Origin of the sequence: Haemophilus parainfluenzae (genome assembly GCF_036288925.1) — a bacterium.
Lineage (GTDB): Bacteria > Pseudomonadota > Gammaproteobacteria > Enterobacterales > Pasteurellaceae > Haemophilus_D.
Map to the genome: position 1 here is coordinate 1,052,815 of NZ_CP127167.1, position 23,722 is coordinate 1,076,536.

The following is a 23,722-nucleotide window of genomic DNA, read 5'->3' on the forward strand; positions in this document are numbered from 1 at the left end:
TTTTTATAGGATAAAGTCGATGAAAAAACTTCTAATCGCAAGTTTATTATTCGGTACTACAACGAGTGTATTTGCGACACCATTTGTAGCGAAAGACATTCGTATTGATGGCGTTCAAGGAGACTTAGAACAGCAAATTTTAGCAAGTCTTCCCGTTCGTAGCGGTCAGCGTGTAACGGATCAAGATGTGGCTAATATTGTACGTTCATTGTTCATCAGTGGGCAGTTTGATGATGTTAAAGCTTTCCAAGATGGTGATGATTTAGTTGTAAGCGTTATTGCTAAGCCTATTATTTCTGAAGTACATATTAAAGGTAATTCAGTTGTTCCAACTGAAGCGTTAAAACAAAATCTTGATGCGAATGGTTTTAAAAGTGGTGATGTACTAAATCGAGCAAAATTAGAAGAGTTTGCGAAAACCTTAAGAGAACATTATAAGAGTGTAGGTCGTTATAATGCGAAAGTTGAACCTATTGTGACAACTTTGCCAAATAACCGTGCAGAAATTACCCTTCAAATTGATGAGGATGATACAGCAAAACTTCACTCTGTTACTTTTAATGGAAATGAGGCCATTTCAAGTAGTAAGTTACAGGAGCAAATGGAGCTCCAACCAGATGCTTGGTGGAAGCTTTGGGGTAATAAGTTTGATGGTTCTCAGTTTGATAAAGATATTCAAGCTATCCAAGACTACTACCAAAATAATGGTTATGCCAAAGCCAGAGTGACAAAAACAGATGTTCAATTAAATGAAGAACATACAAAAGCAGATGTGACTATTGATGTAAGTGAAGGTGAAAAATACAATTTAAGTTCTGCTCGTATTGTCGGTAACTTAGGTGGTATGGCTGATGAATTACAACCATTATTAGGTCAACTTCACTTAAACGATACATTCAGTCGTGCGGATGTGCAAAATGTAGAAAGCTTAATTAAAGATAAATTAGGTGAACGTGGTTACGGTAGTGCAACAGTGAATACTGTACCAACTTTTGATGATGCAAATAAAACATTAGCATTAACCTTTGTCGTTGATGCAGGACGTCGTTTATCTGTACGTCAAGTTCGTTTTGAAGGTAATACGGTTTCTGCAGATAGCACATTGCGTCAAGAAATGCGTCAGCAAGAAGGGAGTTGGTATAACTCACAATTAGTTGAGTTAGGTAAAGTACGTTTAGATAGAACAGGTTTCTTTGAGAGCGTAGAAAATCGTATTGAACCCATTCCTGGTTCTAACGATGAAGTAGATGTCGTATATAAAGTAAGAGAACGTAATACTGGTAGTATTAACTTTGGTATCGGTTATGGTACAGAGAGTGGTATCAGCTATCAAGCAAGTGTGAAACAAGATAACTTCTTGGGAACTGGTGCTGCGGTAAGTTTAGCTGGTACACGTAATGACTATGGTACAAGTGTAAACTTGGGTTATACAGAACCATACTTTACTAAAGATGGGGTAAGTTTAGGTGGAAACGTATTCTATGAAACTTATGATAACTCGAAAAGTGATACTTCATCAACCTATAAACGTACAACTTACGGTGGTAATGTCACATTAGGATTCCCAGTTAATGAGAACAACTCATATTATTTGGGATTAGGTTACGCCTATAATAAGATCAGTAATTTTGCTACTGAATACAATCGTAACCTATATATGAAGTCTATGAATTTAGATGGTAACTCAATTAAAACCAACGATTTTGATGTTTCATTCGGGTGGAATTATAACAGCTTAAATCGGGGCTATTTACCAACTAAAGGGGTGAAGGCAAGTATTGGTGGACGCATTACCGTTCCTGGTTCGGATAATAAGTATTACAAGTTAAGTGCAGATATTCAAGGATATTATCCATTAGATCGTCAGCACCTTTGGGTATTATCAGGTAAAGCAAGTGCGGCTTATGCTAATGGTTTGAGTAATAAGCGAGTACCTTTTTACCAGTTGTATAGTGCCGGTGGAATTGGATCACTACGAGGTTTTTCATATGGAGCAGTTGGCCCAAATGCGATATATTGGCAAAAAGATAGTTATGGTAACCAAGGTTGGGTTTCAAGTACTGATGTAATTGGTGGTAATGCGATGACTACGGCGAGTGTCGAGTTAATTATTCCAACTCCTTTTGTGTCAGATAAAAATCAGAATAATGTGAGAACTTCATTATTTGTTGATGCAGCAAGTGTATGGAATACAAAATGGAAATCTGATAGGGAAGGGCTTCCATCAGCCCTTCTTACAAACTTACCCGATTATGGTAAGTTTGGTCGAGTCCGTGCATCTGCTGGGGTCGGTTTTCAGTGGCAATCTCCGATTGGACCGTTGATTTTCTCTTATGCAAAACCAATCAAAAAATATGAGAATGATGATGTAGAACAATTCCAATTCAGTATTGGTGGTGCATTTTAAAGGTTGAACTTTAGTGTATTATTTAAGTCAAAATTTTTTTCTGTGTCAGCATATTAGCTGATACAGAAAAGTTTATTAAACTCATTTAAGGATATTAAAATATGAAAAACGTAGTAAAAGTAACAGCGTTATCTGTAGGTCTTGCGTTGGCATCCGGTTTTGCCGCTGCAGATGAAAATATTGCATTCATTAATGCTGGCTACTTATTCCAAAATCATCCGGATCGCCAGGCTGTTGCAGACAAGTTAGATGCAGAATTTAAGCCAAAAGCCGATAAACTTGCAGCAAGCAAAAAAGAAATTGATGAGAAAATCGTAGCATCGCGTAAAAAAGTAGAAGCTAAAATTGCCTCTTTACAAAAAGATGCACCTCGTTTACGTCAAGCTGAAATTCAAAAACGCCAAGATGAAATTACTAAATTTGGTTCAGATGAAGAAGTTAAGCTAAATAAATTGATGGAAGAGCAAGATAAAAAAGTAGCAGAATTCCAAGAGCAAAATGAAAAACGTCAAGCAGAAGAGCGTGCTAAATTATTAGAAAGTATCCAAGTTGCAACTAATGATTTAGCTAAAACAAAAGGTTATACTTATGTTTTAGATGCTAATTCTGTTGTGTTTGCGGTAGATGGTAAAGATATTACTGAAGAAGTATTAAAATCTATTCCTGCAACTGAAAAAGCAGCTCCAGCAAAAACTGAAGAGAAAAAATAATAGGTTCTCATAATGCAAAAATCCTATTCTTTACAGGAATTAGCAATAAAGGTCGGCGGTACTCTTCGCGGTAACGCCGACGTTGTCGTTAATAGTATTGCTGCTCTTTCAAAAGCAGATGCAAATCAGCTTACATTCATTTCTAATGCAAAATTTCGACCTTTATTAGCTGAATCTAAAGCAGGTATTCTTGTGGTGTCAGAAGCGGATGTGGAATTTTGCTCACCTGAAAGTAACTTACTTATCGTCAAAGATCCTTATGTTGCTTACGCCGTATTAGCTCAATATATGGATACCACTCCGAAAGCGGCTCAAAATATCCACCCAAGTGCGGTTATTTCTGAAAAAGCGTCAATTGGTGAAAATGTCTCAATTGGCGCAAATGCCGTTATTGAAGAAGGTGTTGTATTAGGCGATAACGTGATTATTGGTGCGGGTTGTTTTGTGGGTAAATTCACCAAAATTGGTGCAGGTACACAGCTTTGGGCAAATGTAAGCGTTTATCATGAAGTAGAAATTGGACAAAATTGCTTAATTCAATCAGGTGCTGTGATTGGTAGTGATGGTTTTGGCTATGCAAATGATCGTGGCCGCTGGGTGAAAATTCCACAAGTTGGTCAAGTGATCATTGGTAATAATGTTGAAATCGGTGCTTGCACTTGTATTGACCGTGGCGCCTTAGATGCGACAGTCATTGAAGATAACGTCATCATTGATAACCTTTGTCAAATTGCGCATAATGTTCATATCGGCACAGGTACAGCAGTCGCTGGCGGTGTCATTATGGCGGGTAGTCTAAAAGTGGGGTGTTATTGTTTGATTGGCGGAGCAAGTGTGATCAATGGGCACATGGAAATCTGTGATAAAGTAACCGTGACTGGCATGGGGATGGTAATGCGTCCAATTACTGAACCAGGCGTTTACTCATCGGGTATTCCATTACAAACCAATAAAGAGTGGCGAAAAACAGCTGCACTGACTTTGGGGATTGATGGTATGAATAAACGCCTGAAAGCCCTTGAGAAAAAACTTGGCTAAGATTTTTAAAACGTACCCTAGGGTGCGTTTTATTTTTATACAGAAATATCGTATAATCTCAGTGTTTTATTATTATTTATTTTAAAGGTATTAGACGTGTCAGAGAATCAAGCAAGTAAAGTAATTGAAGCAAAAGAAATTATGACCTTATTGCCACATCGTTATCCATTTTTATTAGTGGATCGTGTGTTAGACTACAAAGAAGGTGAATGGTTAAAAGCAATTAAAAATATCAGCGTAAACGAACCTTGTTTTACCGGTCATTTCCCTGGAGAACCAATTTTACCCGGGGTGTTAATTCTTGAAGCTTTGGCACAATCAATGGGATTACTTGCATTTAAAACCCATGAATTAAAAGGTGGCGAATTATTCTATTTTGCAGGTATTGATGAAGCGCGTTTCAAACGCCCGGTATTACCTGGAGATCAAATGGAATTGAACGTTCAAGTGATTAGAGAACGTCGTGGTATTACAGCATTTATGGGTATTGCAACTGTAAACGGTGAAGTAGCTTGTGAAGCCAAATTAATGTGTGCTCGTCGATAATTAAAGAAAATTAAGGGGTAAGTATGATCCACCCAAGTGCAAAAATTCACCCAACCGCGCTTGTTGATGATGGCGCAGTTATTGGCGAAGACGTTGTTATCGGTCCTTTCTGTATTATTGAAAGGAGCGTTGAGATTAAAGCGCGTACCGTTTTAAATTCTCACATTGTCGTGAAAGGCGACACCGTGATTGGCGAAGATAACCAGATTTATCAATTCGCTAGCATTGGTGAAGTCAACCAAGATTTAAAATATAAAGGCGAAGCAACTAAAACCATTATTGGTAATGGCAACCTTATTCGTGAACATGTGACAATTCACCGCGGTACTATCCAAGGTGGTGGTGTAACACGTATTGGTAATAACAACTTATTGATGATCAATGTCCACGTTGCGCATGATTGCCAAATTAAAAATAACTGTATTTTGGCAAACAATGCAACGCTTGCAGGTCACGTTGAATTGGATGATTTCGTGATTGTTGGTGGTATGTCTGCGATCCATCAATTTGTGATCGTCGGTGCGCACGTAATGCTAGGTGGTGGCTCTATGGTTAGCCAAGATGTGCCGCCTTATGTGATGGCACAAGGTAACCATGCGCAACCTTTCGGTGTCAACCTTGAAGGATTAAAACGCCGTGGTTTTGATAAACCAACTATGCATGCTATCCGTAACGTCTATAAAATGATTTACCGTAGCGGTAAAACCCTTGAAGAAGTATTGCCTGAAATTGAACAAATTGCACAAACTGAATCTGCAATTAGTTTCTTTGTTGAATTCTTCAAACGTTCTACTCGTGGCATTATTCGTTAATTAATGTTTCTTTTCTCGTTAAGAGAAAACGATGAATGACAAAGAGACCGCACTATGACTTGCTCAAAGTGCGGTCGTTTTTTAGGATAAATTTAATGATAAAAGAAAATCCGACTATTGCGATTGTTGCCGGTGAGGTCTCTGGCGATATTCTTGGTGCTGGTCTCATCCAAGCGCTTAAACGCCACTATCCGCAAGCTAAGTTTGTCGGGATTGGTGGTAAGCGAATGATTGCTCAGGGTTTTGAAAGCTTTTTTGATATGGAAGAGCTTTCCGTGATGGGCTTAGTAGAAGTGCTTAAACATTTACCTCGATTGCTTAAAATTCGTCGCAGTGTCATCGCACAACTTTCTGCGATTAAACCGGATGTATTTATTGGTATTGATGCACCAGATTTTAATCTTACCGTTGAACTGAAATTAAAAGAAAAAGGGATTAAAACCATTCATTACGTGAGTCCATCTGTCTGGGCTTGGCGTCAAAATCGTATTTATAAAATTGCTAAAGCAACCCATCAAGTATTAGCCTTTCTTCCTTTTGAAAAAGCCTTTTATGATCGTTTTAATGTACCTTGCCGTTTTATTGGGCATACCATGGCGGATACCATCCCATTAAAACCAAATCGAACAGAAGCTTGCCAAACCTTAGGTATTGATGAAAAAGGACGTTATCTTGCCATTTTAGTGGGAAGCCGTGGTAGTGAAGTCGAGTTTCTGACTGAACCATTTCTAAAAACCGCTTTGTTATTAAAAGAAAAATATCCAGACTTGCAGTTTTTAGTTCCTTTGGTGAATGAAAAACGTCGCCAGCAATTTGAGGAAATAAAGGCTCAGATTGCCCCTGATCTCGATATGCATTTAATTGATAGTAAAGCACGACAAGTGATGATTGCCGCTGAAGCAACTTTACTTGCTTCGGGGACTGCGGCGCTTGAGGCGATGTTGTGTAAATCGCCAATGGTGGTGGGCTATCGAATGAAACCGTTCACGTATTTCTTGGCAAAACGATTGGTCAAAACAAAATATATTTCATTGCCTAATTTGTTAGCGGATGAAATGCTTGTGCCAGAAATGATTCAAGAAGATTGCGAACCGCAAAAATTGGCAGAACAACTTTCTCAGTATTTGGGCGATGACGAAAGTGCGGTCAAATCTCGCCATGTTTTAATTCAACGTTTTACTGAATTACATAAATTAATTCAATGTGATGCGGATAGCCAAGCCGCACAAGCTGTGATTGATTCATTGGAGCAAAAACATGACTGATTTTGTTTATCCTGAAGGTTATCAATTATTTGCCGGAGTGGATGAAGTTGGACGCGGCCCTTTAGTAGGGGCAGTTGTAACAGCTGCAGTGATATTAGATCCGAATAATCCAATTACTGGGTTGGCAGATTCTAAAAAGCTCAGCGAGAAAAAACGTCTTGCACTTGCAGCAGAAATTAAAGAGAAGGCATTAGCTTGGGCAATGGGACGAGCAGAGCCAGCAGAGATCGATGAGTTGAATATTCTGCATGCCTCTATGTTAGCAATGGAAAGGGCCGTAAAAGTGTTAAAAATTCAACCGCACTTTGTGCTGGTGGATGGTAATCGTATTCCATCTAATCTTGATTTGCCTGCACAAGCCGTAGTGAAAGGGGATTCACTTGTGGCTGAAATTAGCGCCGCCTCTATTTTGGCAAAAGTCGCACGAGATCAGGAAATGGAAGACTTAGATAAAAAACATCCTGAATATGCCTTTGCTCAACATAAAGGTTATCCCACCAAATTACATTTAGAAAAATTAGCTGAGCTTGGTCCTTTACCAGAGTATCGTCGTAGTTTTTCACCCGTGAAGAAAGCGTTAGGCATAGAAGAGTAGTTAGAGAGAAAGGTCGTAAGATTAAAGGATAGAGTATGAATACCATTTTTGATCATGCACTTTGGGTAAGTCCACTATTTTTGACATTAATGTTGCTTATGGCTGCTATTATTTTATTCGTGCATAATAAAATTCGTATGGATGTAGTGGCATTATTGGTGATGCTCTTTTTTTATCTAAGCGGCATTCTGAGTATCCAAGAGATCTTCGTAGGATTTAGTGATCCTAATATTATATTAATCGCCTTACTCTTCATTGTGGGTGAGAGTTTAGTCCGAACAGGGATCGCTTATCGTGTAAGCGATGGTATTTTGAAAGTGGCAGGAAATAGTGAAGCTAAGGTGCTTATTTTGTTAATGCTTTCTGTGGCTGGATTGGGTGCATTTATGAGCTCTACAGGCGTGGTTGCTGTATTCATTCCTGTTGTCATCATGATTTGTCGTCAAATGAATATTTCCCCAAAACGCTTAATGATGCCATTAAGCGTGGCAGGGCTAATCAGCGGGATGATGACGTTAATCGCGACAGCCCCTAACCTTGTGGTGAATGCGGAATTAGTGAAAGATACGAATCTTCGCCTTGAGTTTTTTGATTTCACGCCAATCGGATTATTGATCTTAGTGCTAGGTATGGGTTATATGCTTATTGCCCGTCGATGGCTTTCTGATAATAACGATGAAAGCAATCAAGATACCATGCAAAGCTCCATGAATGAGCTAATTAATGAATATGGTTTGAAAGATCGCACCAAGCGTTTAGTTGTGAAAAGTACGTCACCTTTCGTTGGCAAAACCTTAGATCAATTGCATTTGCGTTCTAGTTATCAACTCAATGTGCTAGCGATTGAACGATGGAAACATTTTCGTCCAAGCTACACTATGCCACTTGGCACGTCAGAGATAAAGGCAAAAGATATTCTTATGGTCAATTTGGAAGGATCTGATTTCAATTTTTACCTATTTTGCCAAGAATTTCATTTAGAGCCTGCTGAAATTAAATCGCAGTCTTTTGATCAGCAAGTACGTTCTATTGGAATGGCTGAATTGATTATTGTACCAGACTCTATTTGTATAGGTAAAACGACAGCTGAGTTACAATTTCGTACAAAATATGGTTTAAATGTAGTTGGTATTAAACGGGATGGTGTAGTACTGAGTGATGCCTTTAATAAAGAAAAATTTTGTTCAGGCGATTTGCTTTTGGTGATCGGTGATTGGCGACTTATTCAAGCAATGCGAGATCGTCGGAAAGATTTTCTGGTATTGAATTATCCGAAGGAAATGGAACGCGCAGTGCCTGCTCAGCGCCAAGCACCGTTTGCCTTACTATCCATTTTGGTCATGGTATTATTAATGGTTTCAGGCGTTGTTCCAAATGTCATTGCGGCATTAATAGCCTGTTTAATGTTGGCTTATTTTGGATGTATTGATGCAAAAAGTGCATACAATTCCATTCAATGGCCAAGTCTCATCTTGATTATTGGAATGATGCCATTTTCGACTGCACTTCAAAAAACAGGTGGGGTTGAATTCGCCGTAAAATGGCTGACCCAAATTATTGATGGATGGGGAATGTATCCTGTATTGATTGTACTTTTTATTTTTTGTGCATTAGTTGGATTGTTTATTTCGAACACGGCTACAGCAATTTTGATGGCACCGATTGCGATTTCTCTGGCTACACAGCTTAATGTTTCTCCAGTACCATTTGCGATGGTTGTGGCAATTGCCGCTTCAGCTGCTTTTATGACGCCAGTTTCCTCTCCAGTGAATACTATGGTAATGGGACCTGGTGGCTATAAATTTGCTGATTTTATTAAAATAGGCGTACCTTTTACTTTAATTATTATGTTCGTAACTGTTTTTATTGTGCCAATATTGTTTCCATTTTAAATGAAAAAGAGCGGTCAAATCAAAGTTGACCGCTCTTTTTATCTCTCAGCGAGATTATTTATTTAATTTCGCTTTGTAAGTTGGGTTCATTAAGTTTTCTACAGAAAGGATGTCATCCAATTGTTCTGCAGTTAATAAACCTTTTTCTAATACGACTTCACGTACACCTTTACCGGTTTGAGCACAGATTTTACCCACTAAGTCGCCGTTGTGGTGACCGATAAATGGATTCAAGTAAGTCACGATACCGATTGAATTAAACACGTAGTTTTCACAAATTTCTTTGTTCACAGTGATGCCATCCACGCATTTATCGCGTAAGTTCACGCAAGCATTCGTTAAGATATCGATAGATTCAAACATTGCTTGACCAATCACGGGTTCCATTACGTTTAATTGTAATTGACCTGCTTCAGATGCGAAAGTCACCGTTGTATCGTTACCAATTACTTTAAAACATACTTGGTTCACCACTTCTGGAACAACTGGGTTGACTTTTGCAGGCATAATAGAAGAACCCGCTTGTAATTCAGGTAAGTTAATTTCTTTAATACCAGCACGTGGACCAGAAGAAAGTAAACGTAAGTCATTACATACTTTAGAAAGTTTCACAGCAGTACGTTTTAATGCGCCGTGAACCATGACATAAGCACCACAGTCAGATGTTGCTTCAATTAAGTTTTCTGCCGGTACGCAAGCTAATCCAGTTACTTCAGCAAGGTGTTTTACAACTAATTCTGTATAACCTTGTGGCGTATTTAAACCTGTACCGATAGCTGTTGCACCAAGGTTTACTTCAAGGAGTAAATCTGCTGTACGTTTTAAGTTACGCACTTCTTCTTCAAGTAATACGGCGAAAGCTTTGAATTCTTGGCCAACAGTCATTGGCACAGCATCTTGCAATTGAGTACGACCCATTTTTAAGATATTCGCAAACTCTTTTGCTTTATTATCAAAACCGTCGTGTAAATATTGAATTTTATCGATCAATTTTAAGATGCTGTTATACACTGCGATACGGAAACCGGTAGGATACGCATCGTTGGTTGATTGGCTTGCATTAACGTGGTCCATAGGATTAATCACGTTATATTCGCCTTTTTTATGGCCAATTTTTTCAAGCGCAAGGTTAGCAACCACTTCATTGGTATTCATATTGACAGACGTACCTGCACCACCTTGATATACGTCTGATGGGAATTGATCTAAGCATTTTCCAGTGGTAAGAATTTCATCGCAAGCTGCTACAATCGCTTTTGCAATATCACTTGGAATTGCACCTAATTCACCATTGGCTAAAGCCGTTGCTTTTTTCACCATCACCATGCCACGTACAAACTCAGGCACATCAGAAATAGTTACGTTAGAAATATTGAAATTTTCTACCGCTCTTAATGTATGAATACCCCAGTAAGCATCTGCAGGAACTTCACGTTCACCTAATAAATCCACTTCTTTTCTGTATTGAGTCATTTTAATCACCTTTTTTGGTTGTTAATTAATTTGAGGTAATTATAGGAATTTACATAGAAAATAAATTTGACATGGATCACATTTCAAATAAGACGTATAAGAGATATTTTCATTTCTCGCATAAGTTTTTTTAGGGGAAATTAATTCAGCTATATTAATTTCATGCTGATTTTAGCTGTTCACCTATTTTCTCAAACAGTTTCTGAATGAGTTCGGCACGATGTCCTAATACTCGCACCATAAGTCCACCTTCATTTAATTGAGAAACGCCAATAAGTAGAGATTTTTCACTTTCCTGCTGTTGAAGTGTTTGGACGATTTGTTTAACTTCAGTTGGTGTTTTCTGCAAATTGAGATAAACCAACGATCCTTGATGTGAGAACCCTTCCATTTGGCTTAATGCGGTCAATTTCATTTGTGCGGGTTGCCATTGAATACAATCCAAAACGAGCGGTTTAGTTTGCCCGTTATTTTTCAAAAGCTGAACTTTTAGATGAGAAGAAAATTGACGAAATTCCAAACGTTCATTATTTGCTACTCGTCCAATCGCCACAATTTCACCATAAATTAGCGTACTCCCAGATTGCATATTGATGAATGTTTTTTGTTTGAATGCAGAATCCTTATGTAATACCAATGGGTGGAGCAAATAAAATAAACGGCTCTTCTCTTCAAGTTGAATGAACGTATTTTGTTGAGCAAAATAGTCCTCATTCATCGACTGAACACGACTGAAAGCCTGAGTATTTAAAGAAAGAGCGGTCGATCTTGCAAGTTTTATTTGAATATCAACTCGATCCCCAGCTAATAACCCTGGCGAAGAAGACATTTGCATTGCGCTAAGTCCATTTTCCCAAGAATCGGCGTAAGCAGACAATGTCATTACTTTAAAAGGTGGCGTCGCAAAGTATTCATCAAGTTGAGTTTTGCCGTTTGAGGAAAGTTTGGTTGAAAGTTTGAGGGTACTATTCATAATCTTTTCAATTTGTAAAAAACTCCCCTCTTTAAAAGAGAGGGGAGGACTCTTTATCTCACTAATGCTTTCGGCTCTTCTACGTTCTTCAACAATGCATATTTTTCAATCCAGCCAATCACACCGTCTAAATTTTCTTTCTTCATTAAGTTGGTAAAGATAAACGGTTGGCCGTTACGCATACGGCGTGCATCATGTTCCATGACGCTTAAATCCGCACCAACGAATGGTGCAAGGTCTGTTTTGTTAATCACTAATAAATCAGAACGAGTAATACCCGGTCCACCTTTACGCGGGATTTTTTCACCTTGTGCAACGTCAATCACGAAAATTGTCACATCTGCTAAATCGGGGCTAAAAGTTGCCGATAAGTTATCACCACCGGATTCAATAAAGACAATTTCCACATCAGGAAAACGCGCCACCATTTCATCAACCGCTTCTAAATTCATTGAGGCATCCTCACGAATTGCCGTATGTGGGCAACCACCTGTCTCAACCCCCATAATTCGCTCTGGCGGAAGTAAACTATTTTTAGTTAAAAATTCCGCATCTTCTTGGGTGTAAATATCGTTAGTAATCACTGCCACGCTATATTGACTCGCCATTTCACGAGTCAGTTTTTCAATTAAGGCAGTTTTGCCCGCGCCAACAGGGCCTGCCACGCCAATTTTAATGTAGTTACGCATAATGTTCCTTTCGTTTTCGATGATCACAGAAAAAGCCCATAAGCACCTCTGTGATAGTAAAATCTCAATAAAAAATGATCGCACTTACGACATATAAAGTCGCGTATAAAGTACTTCGTGTTGCATTGCTCGTATATCATTCGCAAGCGTTGCAGCACCCAGCCAATCTAAATCGGGTTCTAAACTTAATTCCACAGCTTGAACAAGAGATGCTCGTAAATCGAACAAAATATCTTGCCCGTCCATTTGACTAAGGGGAATGAGTTTTACGCCATTGGTAATGGTGCCGACTGCTGCATTGTAGTAGAACGCATACAAGGTATCCGCTTTGCTGAGCCCCATCGCTTGCGCCACCATAGCAAACACAATCGGGAAATAGCCTTGCACGGCTTTATTTTGAATCGCTTGCTGAAATTGGCTCAACATTGGATGTTGTTCATAGCGGATAAAAATTTTTAATAACCGCACGCCGAGCTTGAAACTGCCTTCGCGGCTTTCTCGCGCAATTTTGGTCGCAGATAACGAATGGTCTAATTCACACAAACGGTTAAAATCATTGGCAGTCATTGCATCAAATGCGAGGGAAAGATACGATCCATCATTATATATCCAGTTCTGCAATAACTGCGTTTGAACATATTCTTCAAGACTTGCTTTAGTCGAAACAACGCCTTGCTGAACAAAGGTTTCTAAACCGTTTGAATGGTTAAAGCCGCCGATTGGTAAAGTGGGGTCAACCAAGTGCAACAATGCGCCTAAATCTGTCAGGCTTCGGTTTAATGTTGGTGCCAATTGCCGTCTCCATGATGGTGATAGCCATGATGATCGTGCGTATGGCTATGCGAATGCCCGTGTCCTTGTGCAGAATTTGCTCTTAAGGCTTGGCTCAAACGACGCTCTGCTTTTTGTGGGTTAAACCCTGCCGCGTCTAACCATTCAAACATAGGCTTATCGTAAGGCAACGTGACTTCATCACCATCTAAAAAGAGCGGTGAATGTTTGTTGCCGATTTCATAACACGCCCGTGCCATTTCAGGCAAGGTTTTCGGCGAAAGTAGAATGACTTCACTCGGTAAAATTTCAATCGAAATCACTAATTCATCGTTGATAAACACTACATCATCGTGTTTTAAACGTTGTCCCTCTTTGAGCAAACGAAACGCTACTTCACGCCCCGTATTCGTGGTTTTACGCAAAATATTCCGTTCACTTTCATACCACTGCAATGCCACGCGTTCAATAATTTGATGTGTAATTTTGCCTTCAGTTTGGAGGCTATTTAAATCGCCTAAAATGGTATCCATAATAGGCAGAATAGGGTTGATGATTTTCATATTTATAAATTCGAAAGTAGTGCGTGTTATACACGCACTGTCTTTATTATTGAATAGTGTGTATTTTTATTAGAACAAGAAATACCGTTGTCCTAATGGCACCGTATCCACAGGTTCGCAAGTAATGAGCTCACCATCTACACGCACTTCATAGCGTTCTGGATCCACCGTGATTTCAGGCGTAGCATTGTTGTGAACGAGATCTTTTTTACCTACGTTGCGGCAGCCTTTCACCGCAATGGTTTCTTTGTGTAAACCGAATCTTGCACGAATATCGGCTTTTTCAGCGGCTTGTGAAATAAAGAATACCGCGGTTTGTGCTGTGGCTAAGCCTTGTGCACCATACATTGGACGGTAGAATACAGGTTGCGGTGTTGGAATAGAGGCATTTGGATCGCCCATTTTCGCGTAGCTAATAAAGCCTTTTTTAATGACCACTTCCGGTTTTACCCCAAAGAACATAGGTTTCCACAACACTATATCTGCGATTTTACCCACTTCTAACGAACCAATATGATCCGCAATACCATGTGCAATTGCCGGGTTAATAGTGTATTTTGCAATGTAGCGTTTAATACGGAAGTTATCGTTTCCTTCATTGCCTAGCTCACCACGTTGCATTTTCATTTTATCTGCGGTTTGCCATGTGCGAATCACTACCTCGCCAATACGTCCCATCGCTTGAGAGTCAGAACTCATAATCGAGAACACGCCCATATCATGCAAAATATCTTCTGCAGCAATGGTTTCAGGGCGGATACGGCTATCGGCAAAAGCTACGTCTTCCGGTACGCGTTTATCTAAGTGATGGCAAACCATCAACATATCTAAATGTTCATCAATAGTGTTTTTGGTAAACGGACGAGTTGGGTTGGTTGAAGCGGGTAATACGTTTGGATACATCGCAGCTTTAATAATGTCAGGCGCATGACCGCCACCCGCACCTTCGGTATGGAAGGTGTGAATCACACGTCCATCAATCGCTTTCATGGTATCTTCTAAGAAGCCACTTTCATTTAGCGTGTCGGTATGAATTGCCACTTGAATATCCATTTCATCAGCCACTTTTAAGGCAGAATCAATCACAGCTGGCGTTGCACCCCAGTCTTCATGGATTTTTAGACCTAATGCGCCTGCTTCAATTTGCTCACGTAGTGGATCTAAAGTTGAACAGTTTCCTTTACCAAAAAAACCTACGTTTACAGGCAGTGCTTCTGCTGCTTGGAACATGCGTTCCATATACCATGCACCCGGTGTGCAAGTGGTCGCGTGTGTACCATCAGCAGGGCCTGTTCCGCCACCAATTAACGTGGTAACTCCGCTTTCAATCGCATGTTGCGCTTGTTGCGGACAAATAAAGTGAATGTGGGTATCAATACCGCCTGCGGTCGCAATTAAATGTGCGCCATTATGTACTTCCGTGCTTGCACCGATAATCATATTTGGCGTGACGTTATCCATGGTGTCTGGGTTGCCTGCTTGACCGATGCCGACAATACGCCCATCGCGAATACCAATATCGGCTTTGATAATGCCTAATTTCGCATCAATGATCATCACGTTGGTAATCACAAAATCCAATACATTTGAATTATCACGAGTTGCGGTACCGCTTTGCGCCATGCCGTCGCGCACACTTTTACCGCCACCAAATTTACATTCATCACCTTTGGTCAATAAATCTTGTTCAATGGTTGCCCATAAATTGGTATCGCCTAAACGGACTCTATCGCCGACGGTTGGGCCATAAGTTGCGACATATTGTGCTCTTGAAATTGTTAATGCCATTTTGCCCTACCTTATAATTTGCCATCAATTTGATTATGGAAGCCGTAAATGGTTTGGTTACCACCGAAAGCCACTAACTCGACTGATTTCATTTCACCCGGTTCAAAACGTACTGCATTGCCAGATGGAACATTTAAGCGCATTCCACGCGATAAAGCGCGGTCAAATTTAAGGGCATTATTGGTTTCAAAAAAATGGTAATGCGAACCGACTTGGATTGGACGGTCGCCTGAATTGGTTACTTCAATTATCACTGTTTTTCTGCCGGCATTAGCGAGAATATCGCCTTCGGCTAATTGGTATTCACCTGGGATCATATCTTGGTTCCTTGTAGGGTGGGCTTTAGCCCACCATTGATATTTTTATTTTGGTGGGCTAAAGCCCACCCTACGGTTATCTGATTGGATTATGCACGGTAACAAGTTTCGTCCCATCTGGGAAAGTTGCTTCAATTTGTACTTCGTGTACCATCTCAGCGACGCCTTCCATCACATCTTCAACGGTGAGTAGGGTTGCTCCATATTGCATGACTTCCGCCACACTCATACCATCTCTTGCCGCTTCTTGTAAATGGCTGGCAATGTACGCGATTGCCTCAGGATAGTTTAATTTTACGCCACGAGCTTTACGTTTTGCTGCAAGTTCACCAGCTAAAAAGAGCATTAATTTTTCTTGTTCTCTTGAGGTTAAATGCATTCTGTTTTTCCTTATTTTTGTATTATGTAAAGTACGATGAATTTTACGTAAAAAAAGTTAAATAGGAAAAGTATTTTATTAAATTTTTTTAATATATAACCCTTGAAATGAAAAAAACTCTCCTCATATAGGAATAGTATTTATCAATTCTTAAGAAGGAAATTAATCATGAATATTCGTCCTTTACACGATCGTGTAATCGTTAAACGTGAAGAAGTCGAAACCCGTTCAGCTGGTGGTATCGTATTAACCGGTTCTGCAGCGACTAAATCAACCCGTGCGAAAGTATTGGCAGTGGGTAAAGGTCGTATTTTGGAAAATGGTACCGTTCAACCTTTAGATGTAAAAGTTGGCGATACGGTCATTTTCAATGATGGTTATGGCGTAAAAAGTGAAAAGATCGATGATGAAGAAGTGTTAATCATTTCTGAAAACGATATTTTGGCGATTGTGGAATAATTTAAATTAAGGAAAAAAGAAAATGGCAGCAAAAGATGTAAAATTTGGTAACGATGCACGCGTAAAAATGCTTAAAGGCGTGAATGTATTAGCCGATGCAGTAAAAGTGACCCTTGGCCCTAAAGGTCGTAATGTCATTTTAGATAAATCATTTGGTGCACCAACCATCACCAAAGATGGTGTATCTGTCGCACGTGAAATTGAATTAGAAGATAAATTTGAAAACATGGGTGCACAAATGGTGAAAGAGGTTGCCTCTAAAGCTAATGATGCAGCCGGTGATGGTACAACAACTGCAACAGTACTTGCTCAAGCTATTGTAAATGAAGGTTTAAAAGCTGTGGCGGCAGGTATGAATCCAATGGATTTAAAACGCGGTATCGATAAAGCGGTAAGTGCGGTTGTTTCTGAGCTTAAAAATTTATCTAAACCTTGTGAAACTTCTAAAGAAATTGAGCAAGTAGGGACAATTTCGGCTAACTCTGACAGCATTGTGGGTCAATTAATTGCTCAAGCAATGGAAAAAGTGGGTAAAGAAGGCGTGATTACTGTAGAAGACGGTACAGGTCTTGACGATGAATTAGCCGTTGTGGAAGGGATGCAATTCGATCGTGGTTACTTATCACCTTATTTCATTAACAAACCAGAAACGGCAACGGTTGAATTAGATAACCCATACATTCTTTTAGTAGATAAAAAAGTATCAAACATTCGCGAATTACTTCCAGTATTAGAAGGTGTGGCAAAAGCGGGTAAACCATTATTAATTATCGCTGAAGATATCGAAGGTGAAGCACTTGCAACCTTAGTGGTGAATACCATGCGCGGTATCGTAAAAGTGGCTGCAGTAAAAGCGCCAGGCTTTGGTGATCGTCGTAAAGCAATGTTACAAGATATTGCGATCTTAACAGCGGGTACCGTGATTTCTGAAGAAATCGGTATGGAACTTGAAAAAGCGACATTAGAAGATTTAGGTCAAGCAAAACGTGTAGTCATCAACAAAGACAATACCACTATTATCGATGGTGTAGGTGATGAAGCACAAATCAAAGGTCGTGTGGCTCAAATTCGTCAACAAATCGAAGAATCAACGTCTGATTACGACAAAGAAAAACTTCAAGAACGAGTGGCTAAACTTGCCGGCGGTGTGGCTGTAATCAAAGTCGGTGCAGCAACTGAAGTTGAAATGAAAGAGAAAAAAGATCGTGTGGATGATGCGTTACACGCAACTCGTGCAGCAGTTGAAGAAGGTATTGTTGCAGGTGGTGGTGTAGCCTTAGTTCGTGCAGCTGGCAAAGTGGCTGCAACCTTAAAAGGTGATAACGAAGAACAAGATGTAGGTATCAAACTTGCATTACGTGCAATGGAAGCGCCACTTCGTCAAATCGTCACTAACGCAGGTGAAGAAGCATCGGTCGTGGCAAGTGCGGTTAAAAATGGCGAAGGAAACTTCGGTTATAACGCGGGTACTGAACAGTACGGTGATATGATCGAAATGGGTATTTTAGATCCAACTAAAGTCACTCGTTCAGCGTTACAATTCGCGGCTTCTGTAGCGGGCTTAATGATCACCACAGAATGTATGGTCACCGATCTTCCAAAAGATGATAAAGCCGATTTAGGTGCTGCCGGCATGGGCGGTATGGGAGGCATGGGCGGAATGATGTAATTCCCCTTTGCGAAAGAAAGTGCGATCGTTTTCTTTATAGAAATGCGATCGCATTTTTATTTGTGTGGTGCTACACTTTAATGGTTTTCGATGATTTTATAGGTATAACAATGACAATTTCCCAAACTGAACTTAATCAACAACTCAAATCTGCCGGTATTGGCATTAATGCAACAGAATTACATGGCTTTTTGAGCGGCTTAATTTGTGGTGGACTGAAAGATCAAAGCTGGTTACCGCTTTTATATCAATTCAGTAACGATAACCACGCCTATCCAACCTCATTAATTCAGCCAATTACCGAAATCTATGAGCAGATAGGTAAAACCTTAGGGGATGTAAAAGGGTTTGATTTTGAATTGGGCTTAACAGAAGATGAGAGCGTGTTTGCCCGTGCAGACAGTTTATCAGACTGGGCAAACCAATTTTTACTGGGCTTAGGTCTTGTTCAGACAGAATTGGATAAAGAAAAAGGTGAAATTGGCGAAGCGGTAGATGATTTACAAGATATTTGTCAGCTTGGTTATGATGAAGAAGATGACGAAGAAGAGCTTGCTGAAGCCTTAGAAGAAATTATTGAATATGTTCGCACCATTGCGATGTTGTTTTACACCCATTTCAACGATGATGCGCAAGAAATAAAACCGATATTACATTAAAAGGAGCGAAACATGGATCTCGCATACATGGCGGCATTACCGCAAGAGGAATTTACTGAACGTCGTCAAAAAGTGTTAGCACAAATGCAGCCAAATTCTGCCTTGTTGCTATTTTCCGAAATTGAAAAACGTCGTAATAACGACTGTGATTTTCCTTTTCGTCAAGACAGTTACTTTTGGTATTTAACGGGTTTTAATGAGCCAAATGCAGTGTTGTTATTGATTAAAACGGAAGATGCGGAAAAGGCGGTTGTATTTCTTCGTCCGCGAGATCCTTTGCTTGAAACCTGGCATGGTCGCCGATTAGGTGTTGAGCGAGCACCGCAAAAACTCAATGTTGATGAAGCCTATTCTATTGATGATTTCAAAACTGAATTTTCAAAATTAACGGAAAAATTGACCGCACTTTATCATGTGGCAGCTCGCCATCCTTGGGGCGATAAATTAATAGCTGAAAGTGCGGTGAAATTTTACGCTGTTTTTGATTGGCAGCCGATGTTAAGTGGGATGCGCTTAATTAAATCACCAAATGAAATTCGATTAATGCAGCAAGCTGGACAAATTACAGCATTTGGACATATTAAAGCGATGCAAGTGACTCGTCCAAATCGTTTTGAATATGAAATTGAAAGCGAAATTCTACATGAATTTAATCGTCATGGTGCAAGATTCCCGTCTTACAATTCGATTATTGCGGGAGGCGACAATGCCTGTATTTTGCACTACACTGAAAATGATCAACCATTAAAAGATGGCGATCTAGTGTTAATTGATGCAGGTTGTGAGTTTGCAATGTATGCGGGTGATATCACACGTACGTTCCCTGTAAATGGTAAATTTACCCAGCCTCAACGTGAGATTTATGAATTAGTCTTAAAAGCACAAAAACGCGCGATTGAGCTATTAGTGCCAGGAAATTCAATTAAATTGGCGAATGACGAAGTGATTCGTATTAAGACTCAAGGCTTGGTGGATTTAGGTATCTTGAAAGGGGATGTAGATAAGCTGATTGAAGAAAAAGCTTATCGTCAATTTTATATGCATGGTTTAGGCCATTGGCTTGGCTTGGATGTGCACGATGTTGGCCACTATGATGATGATCGTAGCCGCACGCTTGAAGTGGGGATGATCATCACTGTTGAGCCAGGTATTTATATTTCAGAAGAGGCGGATGTGCCAGCTCAATATAAAGGCATTGGTGTGCGTATTGAGGATAATTTGCTGATGACTGAATATGGTAATAAAAATCTGACCGCGGCGGCACCAAAAGAAATCGATGACATTGAAAATTTAATGAAAAATTGAGAAGAATTCTCAAAATTGTGATCTAGTGCAAGTTTTTCCTGTCGCCAAAGTGCTACTATGCAACTAGATAACAAAAGGTCAATTAAATCAGTAAGGAGTTGATTATGTATAAACACGTTTTAGTGGCGGTAGATCTTTCTGATGAAAGTGAATTTCTACTCAAAAAAGCCGTGGGAATTGCAAAACGCAATGATGCGCAACTTTCCATTATCCATGTAGATGTAAACTTCTCGGATCTCTATACTGGTTTAATTGATATCAATATGTCATCCATGCAAGATAGAATTTCGAGTGAAACCCAAAAAGCGCTAATTAATTTAGCGGAACATGCGGGTTATCCAGTGAAAGAAAAATTGAGTGGTAGCGGTGATCTAGGTCAAGTTTTGACAGATGCTATTGAACAGTATGATGTAGATCTACTCGTGACAGGTCATCACCAAGATTTCTGGAGTAAATTAATGTCTTCAACACGCCAGGTGATGAATACCATTAAAATTGATATGTTGGTTGTGCCACTTCGCGACGAATAGTGATCAAAAATTATTTTAGCCCTATTAAAATAACGTAAATTTTAACCGCACTTCTCAATTAATGCAGTAGAGTGCGGTTTTCTTTTTTAATATCAGTGAAAAAGCCTTTTTCTCTAGGGCAAAATGTGCAAGAATAGTAAGCTTATTTTATAAATCGTGATCGAGATAGAGACACAAGGTTTTATCAATGAAAACAACAGCAGAAATTAGACAGTCATTCCTTGATTTTTTCCATAGCAAAGGACATCAGGTCGTCGAAAGCGGTTCGCTTGTGCCTGAAAACGATCCGACATTGCTTTTTACCAATGCCGGGATGAATCAATTTAAAGACGTGTTCCTTGGTATGGACAAACGTCCTTACTCACGTGCGACAACTGCACAACGTTGTGTGCGAGCAGGTGGTAAGCATAATGACTTAGAAAACGTCGGTTATACGGCGCGTCACCATACTTTCTTTGAAATGCTCGGTAACTTCAGTTTTGGCGACTATTTCAAACATGATGCGATTAATTTTGCGTGGGAGTATTTAACTTCTCCACAATGGCTTGGGTTACCAAAAGAAAAATTATGGGTCACCGTGTATGAAACTGATAATGAAGCTTATGATATTTGGCATAAAGAGGTTGGTGTGCCAGCAGCGCGTATTATTCGTATCGGTGATAACAAAGGTGCGCCTTATGCATCAGATAACTTCTGGGCAATGGGTGATACCGGTCCTTGTGGTCCATGTACTGAAATTTTCTACGATCACGGTGATCACATTTGGGGTGGACCTCCAGGCTCACCAGAAGAAGATGGTGACCGCTATATTGAAATTTGGAACGTGGTATTCATGCAATTTAACCGTCTAGCAGACGGTACCATGGAAAAATTACCACGTCCATCGGTTGATACGGGGATGGGTTTAGAGCGTATTTCTGCCGTATTACAGCACGTAAATTCTAACTATGAGATCGATATTTTCCAAAAATTAATTGCAAAAACCGCAGAAATCGTAGGAACAACAGATTTAACTAATAAATCATTACGCGTAATTGCAGACCACATTCGTTCTTGTGCATATTTAATTGCAGATGGCGTGATTCCATCAAACGAAGGTCGCGGTTATGTATTGCGTCGTATTATTCGTCGTGCAGTACGTCATGGTCACTTGTTAGGGGCAAAAGAAGCGTTCTTCTATAAACTTGTGCCAACCTTAATTGAAGTCATGGCAGAAGCAGGAAAAGAAGTTAAAGAAAAACAAGCCAATGTCGAAAAATTACTTCGTTTAGAAGAAGAACAATTTGCTCGTACATTAGAGCGCGGATTAAGCTTGTTAGATAATGCGCTAGCTCAAGTGAAAGATGGTGTGTTGTCAGGTGAAGTTGCCTTTAAACTTTATGATACTTATGGCTTCCCACTTGATTTAACCGCAGACGTATGTCGTGAACGTGATATTGCAATTGATGAAGCAGGTTTTGAGCGTGAAATGGAAGCACAACGTTTACGCGCACAATCTGCAAGCCAATTCGGCATGGATTACAACAATGTTATTCGTGTAGAAGGTGAAACGAAATTTGAAGGTTATACTGAATCAGAATCTTTAGCCAAAGTGACCGCACTTTTCCATGATGGTAAATCAGTAGAGAGTATTACTGCCGGCCAAAGTGCTGTCGTGATTTTAGAAAACACGCCATTCTATGCAGAATCGGGTGGCCAAATTGGTGACAGTGGTTATTTAACCGCTCAAGGTATTCAGTTTAATGTAAAAGATACTCAAAAATATGGTCAAGTATTCGGTCATATTGGTGAGTTAGAACAAGGCAGTTTAAAAGTCGGACAAACGGTCAATGCGGTTGTGGATGCAGCAAGACGTCATCAAACGTCACTTAACCATTCTGCAACACACTTATTACATGCCGCGTTGCGTCAAGTTTTAGGTCACCATGTAGTGCAAAAAGGATCATTAGTATCCGATACCGCATTACGTTTTGACTTTGCCCATCCGGAAGCGATTACCAAAGCACAGCTTAACGAAATTGAAACCTTGGTAAACCAAAAAGTACGTGAGAATTATGTGGTTCAAACGGACGTAATGGATATCGAAGCGGCAAAAGCGAAAGGTGCAATGGCGTTATTCGGTGAAAAATATGCTGATGTGGTACGTGTTTTAACAATGGGTGATTTCTCCGTTGAACTTTGTGGTGGCATTCATGCTAAACGTACTGGTGATATCGGTTTATTTAAAATTGTGGCGGAAACTGCAGTTGCAGCAGGTGTTCGTCGTATTGAAGCGGTAACGGGTGAAAATGCAATGAATTGGTTACATAATCAACAACGCATTCTTGCTCAAAGTGCAGATTTATTTAAATCTGACGTTAATACCCTTGTTGAGAAGATTCAGCAACTTCAAGATAAAGCGAAGAAAGCAGAAAAAGAATTACAAGGATTAAAAGAAAAAGCCGCAATGCAAGCGGGATCCGATTTAGTGAAAAGTGCGATTAAAATTAATGATGTTTCTGTAATCGTACATCAACTAGACGGAATTGAAACTAAATCGTTACGTGTGATGGTTGATAATTTAAAAAATCAACTTGGTTCAGGCGTAATTGTATTTGCATCTATTTTAGATGATAAAGTCAACCTCGTCGTTGGCGTAACAAGCGACTTAACTACTAAAGTGAAGGCTGGTGAGCTAGTGAATTTAATGGCTCAGCAAGTTGGTGGAAAAGGCGGTGGTCGCCCTGATATGGCAATGGCAGGAGGCTCCCAACCAGAAAACGTGGGCCTAGCATTAACAGTCGCACAAAACTGGTTAAGCAATAATCTGTAGTACAAGCAGGTCGGTGGGATGCCGATCTTTACTTGATTGATAGGGATATCTAATAAATGCAAACTAAGGA

General features: G+C 39.8%; 22 protein-coding genes. 14 read left to right on the plus strand and 8 right to left on the minus strand.

Annotation, left to right across the window (positions count from 1 at the left end; translation table 11 throughout):
• The first annotated feature begins 19 nt into the window (after positions 1–19).
• From bamA to QQS40_RS05390, 8 genes are all read left to right on the plus strand, one after another.
• Positions 20–2,407 (plus strand): outer membrane protein assembly factor BamA, encoded by a 2,388-nt coding sequence (gene bamA, locus QQS40_RS05355; protein ID WP_297568819.1) that lies wholly within the window; start codon positions 20–22, stop codon positions 2,405–2,407.
• Between the two features lie 101 nt (positions 2,408–2,508).
• Positions 2,509–3,117: an OmpH/Skp family outer membrane protein gene (locus QQS40_RS05360; RefSeq protein ID WP_297568817.1), complete on the plus strand. Its 609-nt coding sequence runs from the start codon at positions 2,509–2,511 to the stop codon at positions 3,115–3,117.
• A 12-nt stretch (positions 3,118–3,129) separates the two neighbouring features.
• On the plus strand, positions 3,130–4,155 hold the full coding sequence (gene lpxD, locus QQS40_RS05365; RefSeq protein ID WP_297568815.1) for a UDP-3-O-(3-hydroxymyristoyl)glucosamine N-acyltransferase: 1,026 nt from the start codon (positions 3,130–3,132) through the stop codon (positions 4,153–4,155).
• 141 nt (positions 4,156–4,296) lie between these two features.
• A complete protein-coding gene (fabZ, locus tag QQS40_RS05370) occupies positions 4,297–4,701 on the plus strand; it encodes a 3-hydroxyacyl-ACP dehydratase FabZ (protein WP_420485563.1) in 405 nt (134 codons plus the stop codon).
• Positions 4,702–4,724: 23 nt separating this feature from the next.
• On the plus strand, positions 4,725–5,513 hold the full coding sequence (gene lpxA / locus QQS40_RS05375; RefSeq protein ID WP_329506623.1) for an acyl-ACP--UDP-N-acetylglucosamine O-acyltransferase: 789 nt from the start codon (positions 4,725–4,727) through the stop codon (positions 5,511–5,513).
• A gap of 95 nt (positions 5,514–5,608) precedes the next feature.
• Positions 5,609–6,778 (plus strand): lipid-A-disaccharide synthase, encoded by a 1,170-nt coding sequence (gene lpxB / locus QQS40_RS05380; RefSeq protein WP_329506625.1) that lies wholly within the window; start codon positions 5,609–5,611, stop codon positions 6,776–6,778.
• Positions 6,771–7,373: a ribonuclease HII gene (gene rnhB, locus QQS40_RS05385; protein WP_329506627.1), complete on the plus strand. Its 603-nt coding sequence runs from the start codon at positions 6,771–6,773 to the stop codon at positions 7,371–7,373. Before lpxB ends, rnhB begins: the two co-directional genes overlap by 8 nt.
• Positions 7,374–7,408: 35 nt before the next feature.
• Positions 7,409–9,265, plus strand: a complete 1,857-nt coding sequence (locus tag QQS40_RS05390) for an SLC13 family permease (protein WP_329506629.1) — start codon at positions 7,409–7,411, stop codon at positions 9,263–9,265.
• Positions 9,266–9,319: 54 nt separating this feature from the next.
• Here the strand turns inward: QQS40_RS05390 and aspA are convergent, their stop codons facing one another.
• From aspA to ureA, 8 genes are all read right to left on the minus strand, one after another.
• Positions 9,320–10,738: an aspartate ammonia-lyase gene (gene aspA, locus QQS40_RS05395; protein ID WP_329506631.1), complete on the minus strand. Its 1,419-nt coding sequence runs from the start codon at positions 10,736–10,738 to the stop codon at positions 9,320–9,322.
• Between the two features lie 160 nt (positions 10,739–10,898).
• Positions 10,899–11,711, minus strand: coding sequence for an urease accessory protein UreD (locus QQS40_RS05400; protein WP_329506633.1), 813 nt, complete (start codon positions 11,709–11,711; stop codon positions 10,899–10,901).
• A gap of 53 nt (positions 11,712–11,764) precedes the next feature.
• Positions 11,765–12,400: an urease accessory protein UreG gene (gene ureG / locus QQS40_RS05405; protein WP_126470651.1), complete on the minus strand. Its 636-nt coding sequence runs from the start codon at positions 12,398–12,400 to the stop codon at positions 11,765–11,767.
• A gap of 84 nt (positions 12,401–12,484) precedes the next feature.
• Positions 12,485–13,192, minus strand: a complete 708-nt coding sequence (locus QQS40_RS05410; RefSeq protein ID WP_289901531.1) for an urease accessory protein UreF — start codon at positions 13,190–13,192, stop codon at positions 12,485–12,487.
• On the minus strand, positions 13,177–13,734 hold the full coding sequence (gene ureE, locus QQS40_RS05415; protein ID WP_329506636.1) for an urease accessory protein UreE: 558 nt from the start codon (positions 13,732–13,734) through the stop codon (positions 13,177–13,179). Before ureE ends, QQS40_RS05410 begins: the two co-directional genes overlap by 16 nt.
• 69 nt (positions 13,735–13,803) lie before the next feature.
• Positions 13,804–15,522 (minus strand): urease subunit alpha, encoded by a 1,719-nt coding sequence (gene ureC / locus QQS40_RS05420; RefSeq protein WP_329506638.1) that lies wholly within the window; start codon positions 15,520–15,522, stop codon positions 13,804–13,806.
• Between the two features lie 11 nt (positions 15,523–15,533).
• Positions 15,534–15,839 (minus strand): urease subunit beta, encoded by a 306-nt coding sequence (gene ureB, locus QQS40_RS05425; protein WP_049356354.1) that lies wholly within the window; start codon positions 15,837–15,839, stop codon positions 15,534–15,536.
• Between the two features lie 76 nt (positions 15,840–15,915).
• Entirely contained in the window at positions 15,916–16,218 is a 303-nt protein-coding gene (gene ureA, locus QQS40_RS05430) for an urease subunit gamma (RefSeq protein WP_049356356.1), read from the minus strand.
• 168 nt (positions 16,219–16,386) lie between these two features.
• Between ureA and QQS40_RS05435 the strand changes: the two genes are divergently transcribed.
• The 6 genes from QQS40_RS05435 to alaS all read left to right on the plus strand — a co-directional run bounded on the left by QQS40_RS05435 (position 16,387) and on the right by alaS (position 23,652).
• Positions 16,387–16,677, plus strand: a complete 291-nt coding sequence (locus tag QQS40_RS05435) for a co-chaperone GroES (protein ID WP_126470663.1) — start codon at positions 16,387–16,389, stop codon at positions 16,675–16,677.
• Positions 16,678–16,699: 22 nt separating this feature from the next.
• Positions 16,700–18,346, plus strand: a complete 1,647-nt coding sequence (gene groL, locus QQS40_RS05440) for a chaperonin GroEL (protein WP_065244178.1) — start codon at positions 16,700–16,702, stop codon at positions 18,344–18,346.
• Positions 18,347–18,456: 110 nt separating this feature from the next.
• Positions 18,457–19,005, plus strand: a complete 549-nt coding sequence (locus tag QQS40_RS05445) for a YecA/YgfB family protein (protein ID WP_297568793.1) — start codon at positions 18,457–18,459, stop codon at positions 19,003–19,005.
• A gap of 12 nt (positions 19,006–19,017) precedes the next feature.
• The gene (pepP, locus tag QQS40_RS05450; protein ID WP_297568791.1) at positions 19,018–20,310 is read left to right on the plus strand and encodes a Xaa-Pro aminopeptidase; all 1,293 of its coding nucleotides are present in this window, start codon (positions 19,018–19,020) and stop codon (positions 20,308–20,310) included.
• Between the two features lie 104 nt (positions 20,311–20,414).
• On the plus strand, positions 20,415–20,840 hold the full coding sequence (gene uspA, locus QQS40_RS05455) for a universal stress protein UspA (protein ID WP_289901525.1): 426 nt from the start codon (positions 20,415–20,417) through the stop codon (positions 20,838–20,840).
• A gap of 187 nt (positions 20,841–21,027) precedes the next feature.
• Positions 21,028–23,652 (plus strand): alanine--tRNA ligase, encoded by a 2,625-nt coding sequence (gene alaS / locus QQS40_RS05460; RefSeq protein WP_329506645.1) that lies wholly within the window; start codon positions 21,028–21,030, stop codon positions 23,650–23,652.
• The last annotated feature ends 70 nt before the right edge of the window (positions 23,653–23,722 follow it).

Bases quoted from the DNA above. Each gene is read 5' to 3' on its own strand.
- bamA (WP_297568819.1), top strand. From the start codon at position 20: ATGAAAAAACTTCTAATCGCAAGTTTATTATTCGGTACTACAACGAGT.
- QQS40_RS05360 (WP_297568817.1), top strand. From the start codon at position 2,509: ATGAAAAACGTAGTAAAAGTAACAGCGTTATCTGTAGGTCTTGCGTTG.
- lpxD (WP_297568815.1), top strand. From the start codon at position 3,130: ATGCAAAAATCCTATTCTTTACAGGAATTAGCAATAAAGGTCGGCGGT.
- fabZ (WP_420485563.1), top strand. From the start codon at position 4,297: ATGACCTTATTGCCACATCGTTATCCATTTTTATTAGTGGATCGTGTG.
- lpxA (WP_329506623.1), top strand. From the start codon at position 4,725: ATGATCCACCCAAGTGCAAAAATTCACCCAACCGCGCTTGTTGATGAT.
- lpxB (WP_329506625.1), top strand. From the start codon at position 5,609: ATGATAAAAGAAAATCCGACTATTGCGATTGTTGCCGGTGAGGTCTCT.
- rnhB (WP_329506627.1), top strand. From the start codon at position 6,771: ATGACTGATTTTGTTTATCCTGAAGGTTATCAATTATTTGCCGGAGTG.
- QQS40_RS05390 (WP_329506629.1), top strand. From the start codon at position 7,409: ATGAATACCATTTTTGATCATGCACTTTGGGTAAGTCCACTATTTTTG.
- aspA (WP_329506631.1), bottom strand. From the start codon at position 10,738: ATGACTCAATACAGAAAAGAAGTGGATTTATTAGGTGAACGTGAAGTT.
- QQS40_RS05400 (WP_329506633.1), bottom strand. From the start codon at position 11,711: ATGAATAGTACCCTCAAACTTTCAACCAAACTTTCCTCAAACGGCAAA.
- ureG (WP_126470651.1), bottom strand. From the start codon at position 12,400: ATGCGTAACTACATTAAAATTGGCGTGGCAGGCCCTGTTGGCGCGGGC.
- ureE (WP_329506636.1), bottom strand. From the start codon at position 13,734: ATGAAAATCATCAACCCTATTCTGCCTATTATGGATACCATTTTAGGC.
- ureC (WP_329506638.1), bottom strand. From the start codon at position 15,522: ATGGCATTAACAATTTCAAGAGCACAATATGTCGCAACTTATGGCCCA.
- ureB (WP_049356354.1), bottom strand. From the start codon at position 15,839: ATGATCCCAGGTGAATACCAATTAGCCGAAGGCGATATTCTCGCTAAT.
- ureA (WP_049356356.1), bottom strand. From the start codon at position 16,218: ATGCATTTAACCTCAAGAGAACAAGAAAAATTAATGCTCTTTTTAGCT.
- QQS40_RS05435 (WP_126470663.1), top strand. From the start codon at position 16,387: ATGAATATTCGTCCTTTACACGATCGTGTAATCGTTAAACGTGAAGAA.
- groL (WP_065244178.1), top strand. From the start codon at position 16,700: ATGGCAGCAAAAGATGTAAAATTTGGTAACGATGCACGCGTAAAAATG.
- QQS40_RS05445 (WP_297568793.1), top strand. From the start codon at position 18,457: ATGACAATTTCCCAAACTGAACTTAATCAACAACTCAAATCTGCCGGT.
- pepP (WP_297568791.1), top strand. From the start codon at position 19,018: ATGGATCTCGCATACATGGCGGCATTACCGCAAGAGGAATTTACTGAA.
- uspA (WP_289901525.1), top strand. From the start codon at position 20,415: ATGTATAAACACGTTTTAGTGGCGGTAGATCTTTCTGATGAAAGTGAA.
- alaS (WP_329506645.1), top strand. From the start codon at position 21,028: ATGAAAACAACAGCAGAAATTAGACAGTCATTCCTTGATTTTTTCCAT.